Source organism: Hansschlegelia zhihuaiae (genome assembly GCF_004103825.1).
Taxonomy (GTDB): Bacteria; Pseudomonadota; Alphaproteobacteria; order Rhizobiales; family Methylopilaceae; genus Methylopila; species Methylopila zhihuaiae.
In genome coordinates, this window is sequence record NZ_RYFI01000001.1 from 125,026 (window position 1) to 131,547 (window position 6,522).

Genomic DNA, 6,522 nt, shown 5'->3' on the forward strand with positions numbered 1-6,522 from the left:
CTCTCCGAGCCGCATGCCGAGATCGAGGATCGGCCTCAGCTCGAGCCTTTCGAGAAGCCGCCGATGCGCCGACTCGGCGGAGAGATGACCCGCAACGCAGTGGTCCAGCGCGCTCGCGTCGAACGCATGCAGGACGGCCGCTGCGGCGGTCGCCACGAAGCCGTCGATCACCACCGGCACCCGCTCGATGCGGGCCGCGAGGATCGCGCCGCAGATCGCGGCGAACTCGCGGCCGCCGACGCGCCTCAACGCCTCGAGCGGATCGCCGAGATGCGCCTTGTGAAAGGCGCGCGCGGCCGCCACCGCCTCGATCTTGCGGGCGAGGATCGCCTCGTCGGCGCCTGCGCCGCGGCCGACCCAGTCTTCCGGCCGCCCGCCGAACAGCGCGTGGCTGAGGGCGGCCGCCGTCGTTGTGTTGCCGATGCCCATCTCGCCCACGACCAGAAGATCGACCCCGCCGTGGATCGCCTCCATGCCGTAGGCCATGGTGGCGGCGCACTCGGCCTCGCTCATCGCCGGGCCTTCGCAGAAATCCGGCGTCGGGCGGTCGGCTGCGAGATCGAAGACCTTGAGCCCGATGTCGAAGGTCTTGCAAATCTGGTTGATGGCCGCGCCGCCGCCCGAGAAGGTCGCGAGCATCTGGCGGTTGACCTCGGTGGGATAGGGCGAGATTCCGCGGCCGGTCACGCCATGGGCGCCGGCGAACACCGCGACCAGCGGGCGCGCCACGGTCGGCGGGCTGCGGCCCTGCCAGGCGGCGAGCCACTCGGCGATCTCCTCGAGCCGGCCGAGCGCGCCGGCCGGCTTCACCAGCTCGGCCTCCCGGGCGCGGACGACCGCCGCCGCCGCGGCGTCCGGACCCGGAAGCCGCGCCATCAGCGCGCGGATGTCGTCGAAGGGCAGGCCGCTTGCGGGGAGCGGAACGGCTTCGTGGGGAAGCGCCATGACGATCCGGAGCGATCAAAGGGACGCGGGCCGAATAGCCGAACAGCGCGGGGCGGCCAACCCCCCGCGACGTCGCGGGTCCGGGGACTGGCGGGACGATCCGCTTTCGGGCTAGCTCGCCGGCCCGGACGCACTGGACCGACCCCACGGCGATGACTGACCCTTCCCGACCGGGCGACGCGCGACGCACGGTCGTCGAGCGCGCCTGCGACGCCGTCGCGGACGCCGTCCGGTTCTTCACGCGCCTGCCCGCGCCGCAGGCCTGGGGCGCCGCGGAGGCGGCCCGCCGGAACGACGGCGTCGCGATCGCCGCGCCGGCCGCGGGCGCGCTGGTCGGGCTCGGAGCGGCCGCGGCGCTGACGGCGTCGCTCGCGATCGGCCTCCCTGCCCTGCCCGCCGCGTCCTTCGCGGCGGCGGCCGCCCCCCTGCTGTCGGGCGCGCTCCATCTCGACGGGCTCGCGGACGTCGCCGACGGCTTCGGCGGCGGCAAGACCCGCGAGGCCAAGCTCGCCATCATGCGGGACAGCCGGCTCGGCTCCTATGGCGGCGTCGCGCTCGCGCTCGCCCTCCTGATCCGCGCGAGCCTCGTGGCCGCCTTGGTCGAGCGTACCGGCGCCGACGGCGCGGCGCTTGGCCTGATCGCGGCCGCGGCGCTCGCCAGGCCCCTCGCGTTCCTGCCGGCGACCGTCCTGCCGCCCGCGCGCCCCGACGGGCTCGGGCGTTCGGCGAACCCGCGCAAGGGCGCGGTCGTCGTCGGCGCCGCGCTCGGCGTCGCCGCCGCGATTCTGCTCGGAGGAGCGGCCGCCGGCCTCGCGGCTGCGGCGCTCGCCTGCGGCGCCGCGGCCGCCGTCTCCGCGATCGCGCATCGCCAGATCGGCGGCCAGACGGGCGACGTTTGCGGGGCGGCGGCGGAAGCCGCCGAGATCGCGGCGCTTGCGGGTCTCGTCGCGGCTGCCGCCTTCGCCTGACGCGAAGTTCGGTTGCGTCCCGGCCCCTCTTGCGCCAAGCATCGCGACATGCTCGCCCGCCCCCCGATCAAGTCGCCCTGCATCCAGGTCTGCGTCGTCGATCCGGCGACCGGCTGGTGCGAGGGCTGCTACCGCTCGCTCGCCGAGATCGGCGGCTGGATGCGGTTCTCGGACGAGGAGCGCGACCGCGTGATGCGCCAACTCGCGGCGCGCCGCCGGACGGCGCGCGAGACGCCGCCGCGGGAGTGCGCCGAATGAAGGGCGGCGTGTCCGAGATCCTGATCGCGGTGGTGCTGGCCGCGATCCTGACCTTCGTGCTCGCCGATCTCGCCGGCGGGCTCGGGACGTTTCCCAACGAGCGCTGGGCGGCGGCGATCGCGATGGTCTGCCTGGCGGTGTGGATCGGGCCCGGCCTGCTCAGGCGCTACACCGGAGACGCCAGCGCCGCCCTCAAGGCGGTCGCGCTGTGGCTCGCGATCTTCTGCGGCCTCGCCCTGCTCTACGTCTACGGCAAGGACTTCCTGATCTCGCTCGGCGTCAACGTGCCCTGAGCTCAGGTCGGGAAGAGCGTCTCGCCGCTTGGCGACGAGCGGCCGGCAAACCATTGAAAAGTGAGCGAGTGACGTTGGGCGTTATCGGCGCCTGAAGGCGCTTGCTTTCCAAATTGCTCCCATGGAGCCACCAAACGGTTGGCAGGACCGACGGCGGGGCTCACCAGGACCAAAGAGCCTAGCTCCGAGAATTTTTGTTCGTTCCCGCAACCGGCCAATCGCACTGTCTGCAGCGCGCATTCCACAACCGTCCGGTCCACCTACGGCCAAGGCCGCGAATCGAGCGCAAAATTGTGACGGCGCCACCGCTGCCGCTATTGCGAGCGTCGTCGGCGGGAAAAGGCCAATTTCGGCGTCTGCCGCAGCTTAATTCTTTGCATATCGCCCGGTATTTCGCTGGAAACTCCATTTTTTAGTGGCGTCATCCTCTTCATGAGTTCATGCATGTTTTTCCAAAGCGGGAGATGGATTTCATGACTGATTCAACAGATCGGATCACGCTGACGACAGACGTGGTCAGCGCCTATGTCAGCAACAATTCGGTCGCGGCGTCGGATCTTCCAGCGCTGATCGCCAGCGTCCATCAAGCGCTGACGACGGCGGCGACCGGCGTCGTGGAAGAGGCGGCCGTCGAACTGAAGCCGGCGGTCACGGTCAAGAAGTCGATCACGCCCGACTACATCATCTGTCTCGAGGACGGGAAGAAGTTCAAGTCTCTGAAGCGCCACTTGCGCACGCAGTACGACATGTCGCCGGAAGACTACCGGGCGAAGTGGGGCCTGCCGGCCGACTATCCGATGGTCGCGCCCAACTACGCCGCCGCGCGCTCCGAGCTCGCCAAGAAGATGGGCCTCGGGCAGCAACGCGCGAAGTCAGCCCCCGCCAAGCCCGCGGCAGCCCCCGCGAAGCGCGGTCGCAAAGCCGCAGCCTGACAGGCGGTCCCGATCAAGGCCTCGCCTTCGACGGCCGATGCTTCCGTGTCGCGTAGCGTTCGCTCGTAAGCCGCACGCTTGCCGAGCTCGAAGCGGCCCGGCGCGCGACAGCGTCGGGCCATTCTCATTTCTTCATGCGCTTATGACCTGAGCCGTCGTCCGGACCGCGCGCGAACCGGTTCGATCAAAGCCTTTTTGTTCGCCGACCCGTTTTACATGCCGCCTCCGAGAGCCCAAGTAAAAGCTGGCCGGCTCTTCGGCGATCATGGATGAGCAAGAGCCTCGCAAGCTCTTCAACGCGATGCGACAATGGCGCCTCAGCCGCCACGTCAGGCAGCCTCTGGTGACGAGCCCGCGGAGGGCGCGCGGGTCGAATCTGCCGAGGCGCGCGGCGAGGTGCTTCTGTCGGAAGAGGGGCGGCTCGTCGCGCCGAATCCCTCGATGCTGGCGGCGCTCGGCCCGGAGGACCTCGCCCGCATCAGGGCGCATGGCCGCTCCGTCTCCTATGGCCGCGGCGAGCTCATCCTGCGGCAGGGCGCCCGCCATGACGGGATCGCGCTCATCGAGCGCGGCCTGGTGCGCAGTTTCTACGCCGCCCCTCAGGGACGCGAGATCACGCTCGCCTATTGGCGGCCCGGCGCCTTCGTCGGCGGTCCGGACGTGTTCGGCGGCGGGCGTCATATCTGGGCGGCCGAGGCGGCGCGGCCGACCGACGTGCTTCAGCTGCCGGGCGCCGGACTGAGGGCGCTCGCCCGCGAGGTCCCGGACCTCGCTCTCGGCATCATCGATGCGCTGTCCTACAAGGCGCTCTGCTATTCGTCGCTCGCGCAGATGCTCGGCACCCGTTCGCTCGGCGAGAGGCTGGCGCAGGTGCTCCTCCATATGATGCAGGTTCACGGCGTGTCGGACGACGATCCCGCAAAGGGCGTCGCGGTCGCCGCCTCCTTCACCCATGCCGAGATCGCGGCGCTGATCGGCGCGACGCGGCAATGGGTGACGATCAGCCTGAACCGGCTGCAGCGCGACGGCGCCCTCAGCCAGAAGCGGGGCGTGATCCGCATCCTCAAGCCCGAGACGATCGTCGCTCTGGCGGCAGGCGGCGGCGCGCGCTGAGCCGCCCGCCGATTGGAGCAGGCGCGAAAGCGGGCGGGTCAAACGCCGGCGCCGCCCGCAGCCGGATCATTCGGCGGATCAAGGAAATTTTCTGACATTTCGCGCGGTCGGGGTCGGCTTAGGCTCGGCTTTCAACGGTCTCGGGCCGCAGCCCGGCCGGCGTAAAGCTGCGAACGTCGCTGGCACGGGGTTTGCGGTGAGCCTCCAAGACCCTTCGCTGGACCCGGATGAGCATGACCCTCGGCCTTCTCGCTTCGCATGACGTCACCGAACTCGAACGCCGCGCGCTGGCGGCCATCACCGAGGAGGCCTGGCTCGAGCTCGCCTGCGCGCTGATCCCGGCCGGACAGCCCGAGGCCGAGAACCCGCTCGATCCGGACGAGGAGCCGGGCTCGGAGGAAGGCGCCGCGATGTTCATCGCCGACATGCTCGCCGAAATGGGCTTCGCGGTGGAGTTGCCGACGAAACGCGCTGGCCGGCCGAACGTCGTGGCGTCCCTGCCGGGGGCCGGCGGCGGGGCGTCGCTGATCGTCAACGACCACCTGGACACCTATCCGGCGGGCGACTGGTCGGCCTGGACCATGACCGGGGGCCACCCCTTCCGCCCGACCCGCCACGGCGACCGGCTCTACGCCCGCGGCACGTCCGACACCCGCGGCAACCTCGCCTGCACCCTGCTCGCGACGCGCGCGATCCTCGCCGCCGGCGCGCGGCTGAAGGGCGAGCTCAAATGCGTCTACACCGCCGACGAGGAGAAGAACGGGCCGGACGGCTCGATCTTCCTGCTCGACGAGCAGGGCCTCGACGCCGACTGCGTCATCGTCTGCGAGCCGACCGCCTGGACGGCCGAGGACGGCAGCTGGGGCATGGGGATCGCGGTCGCCAATGGCGGCAATTTCCTGGTCGAGATCGAGACCCGCGGCGACAAGCTGCATCTTTGGCGGCCGGATCTCGGGATCAGCGCGGTGGGCAAGATGGCGCGGCTGCTGCCGGCGCTCGAGACCATGACCTTCGCGCATCAGCCGGCGCCGCTTGAGGGCGGCACCCCGCCCCGCACCACCATCCTGCGCATCTCCGGCGGCGTCCGCCGCGAGATGCAGTTCACGCCCGACGTCTGCCGCGTCGTGCTGGGCGTCGTCGGGATCCTGCCAGGCATGACGGCGGACGGCGTGATGGCCGACATCGAGGCCGTGATCGCCCGCGCGATGCGGGACGACCCCGAGCTCGACGCCTCCGCCCGGCCCTATCCGGGCGCGCTGTTCGTCGACGGCACGATGGAGCAGGACGCCGACGCGAACCCGACGGCCGCGCTCCGCAAGGCCTATGGCCGCGTGCTCGGCGGCGAGCCCAGGCTCTACCGCAAGAACGCCTTCAACGACACGATCCGCTTCGCCGAGCGCGGCAAGGCAGCCGTCACCTTCGGACCCGGCGACGACGGCTGGGCGCCGATCAACGAGAGCATCCACATCGGCAAGGCCGTCGCGGCCACCAAGGTGCTGGCGCTCGCCATGCTCGACATCCTGGGGGTGGCCGAATGAACGCCTCCCCGCCCCGTTCCTCCTGGAGACGACCCATGATGCGCGCAGTCTCTTGCGTGAGCCGCCGCCTTGTCCTGCTGGCGGGCCTCGCGCTCGGAGCGGCCGGCCCGGCCGCCGCGGCCGACGACCTCAAGCCGATCCGCATCGGCTTCCAGACCGGCGAGATCAACGTGCTGCTGAGCTACGCGCTCGGCTCCGGCCTGTTCAAGAAGGAGGGGCTCGAGGTCTCCACCAAGCCGTTCCCCGCCGGGCCGGCCATGCTGCCGGCGCTCGCCGGAAACGAGGTCGACCTCGCCTGGATGGGCGAGTTCCCTTCGGTCACCGGCTATTCGAACGGCCTGCCGATCGCGATCCTGTTCATGGAGCGGATCGACGCCACCAATGTCCGGCTGGTCGCCAACCCCAAGTCCGGGATCGAGAAGCTTGAGGACCTCAAGGGCAAGAAGATCGGCGTCGCGATCGGCTCGACCAGCCA

The 6,522-nt window shown here is 70.6% G+C and carries 8 protein-coding genes; 7 read left to right on the forward strand and 1 reads right to left on the reverse strand.

The annotated features are described in order from the left end of the window. On the reverse strand, positions 1-945 hold a 945-nt coding region (gene cobT, locus EK403_RS00580), incomplete at its 3' end, for a nicotinate-nucleotide--dimethylbenzimidazole phosphoribosyltransferase (protein ID WP_128775871.1). Positions 946-1,097: 152 nt separating this feature from the next. Here cobT and cobS point away from each other — a divergent pair. The 7 genes from cobS to EK403_RS22820 all read left to right on the forward strand — a co-directional run. Next, positions 1,098-1,913 carry an adenosylcobinamide-GDP ribazoletransferase gene (gene cobS / locus EK403_RS00585; RefSeq protein ID WP_128775569.1) on the forward strand — a complete coding sequence of 272 codons (816 nt, stop codon included), beginning with the start codon at positions 1,098-1,100 and terminating at the stop codon, positions 1,911-1,913. Positions 1,914-1,961: 48 nt separating this feature from the next. Beyond that, positions 1,962-2,171 carry a DUF1289 domain-containing protein gene (locus tag EK403_RS00590; RefSeq protein WP_128775570.1) on the forward strand — a complete coding sequence of 70 codons (210 nt, stop codon included), beginning with the start codon at positions 1,962-1,964 and terminating at the stop codon, positions 2,169-2,171. A gap of 8 nt (positions 2,172-2,179) precedes the next feature. Continuing rightward, the gene (locus tag EK403_RS00595; protein WP_245479429.1) at positions 2,180-2,464 is read left to right on the forward strand and encodes a hypothetical protein; all 285 of its coding nucleotides are present in this window, start codon (positions 2,180-2,182) and stop codon (positions 2,462-2,464) included. 464 nt (positions 2,465-2,928) lie between these two features. Continuing rightward, a complete protein-coding gene (locus EK403_RS00600; protein ID WP_428979561.1) occupies positions 2,929-3,396 on the forward strand; it encodes a Ros/MucR family transcriptional regulator in 468 nt (155 codons plus the stop codon). Positions 3,397-3,792: 396 nt separating this feature from the next. Then, positions 3,793-4,509 (forward strand): Crp/Fnr family transcriptional regulator, encoded by a 717-nt coding sequence (locus tag EK403_RS00605; RefSeq protein WP_245479430.1) that lies wholly within the window; start codon positions 3,793-3,795, stop codon positions 4,507-4,509. Between the two features lie 233 nt (positions 4,510-4,742). After that, positions 4,743-6,047 (forward strand): M20 family metallopeptidase, encoded by a 1,305-nt coding sequence (locus EK403_RS00610; RefSeq protein WP_128775574.1) that lies wholly within the window; start codon positions 4,743-4,745, stop codon positions 6,045-6,047. A gap of 35 nt (positions 6,048-6,082) precedes the next feature. Continuing rightward, positions 6,083-6,522: ABC transporter substrate-binding protein (locus EK403_RS22820; protein WP_245479431.1), on the forward strand; the 440-nt coding region annotated here is incomplete at its 3' end.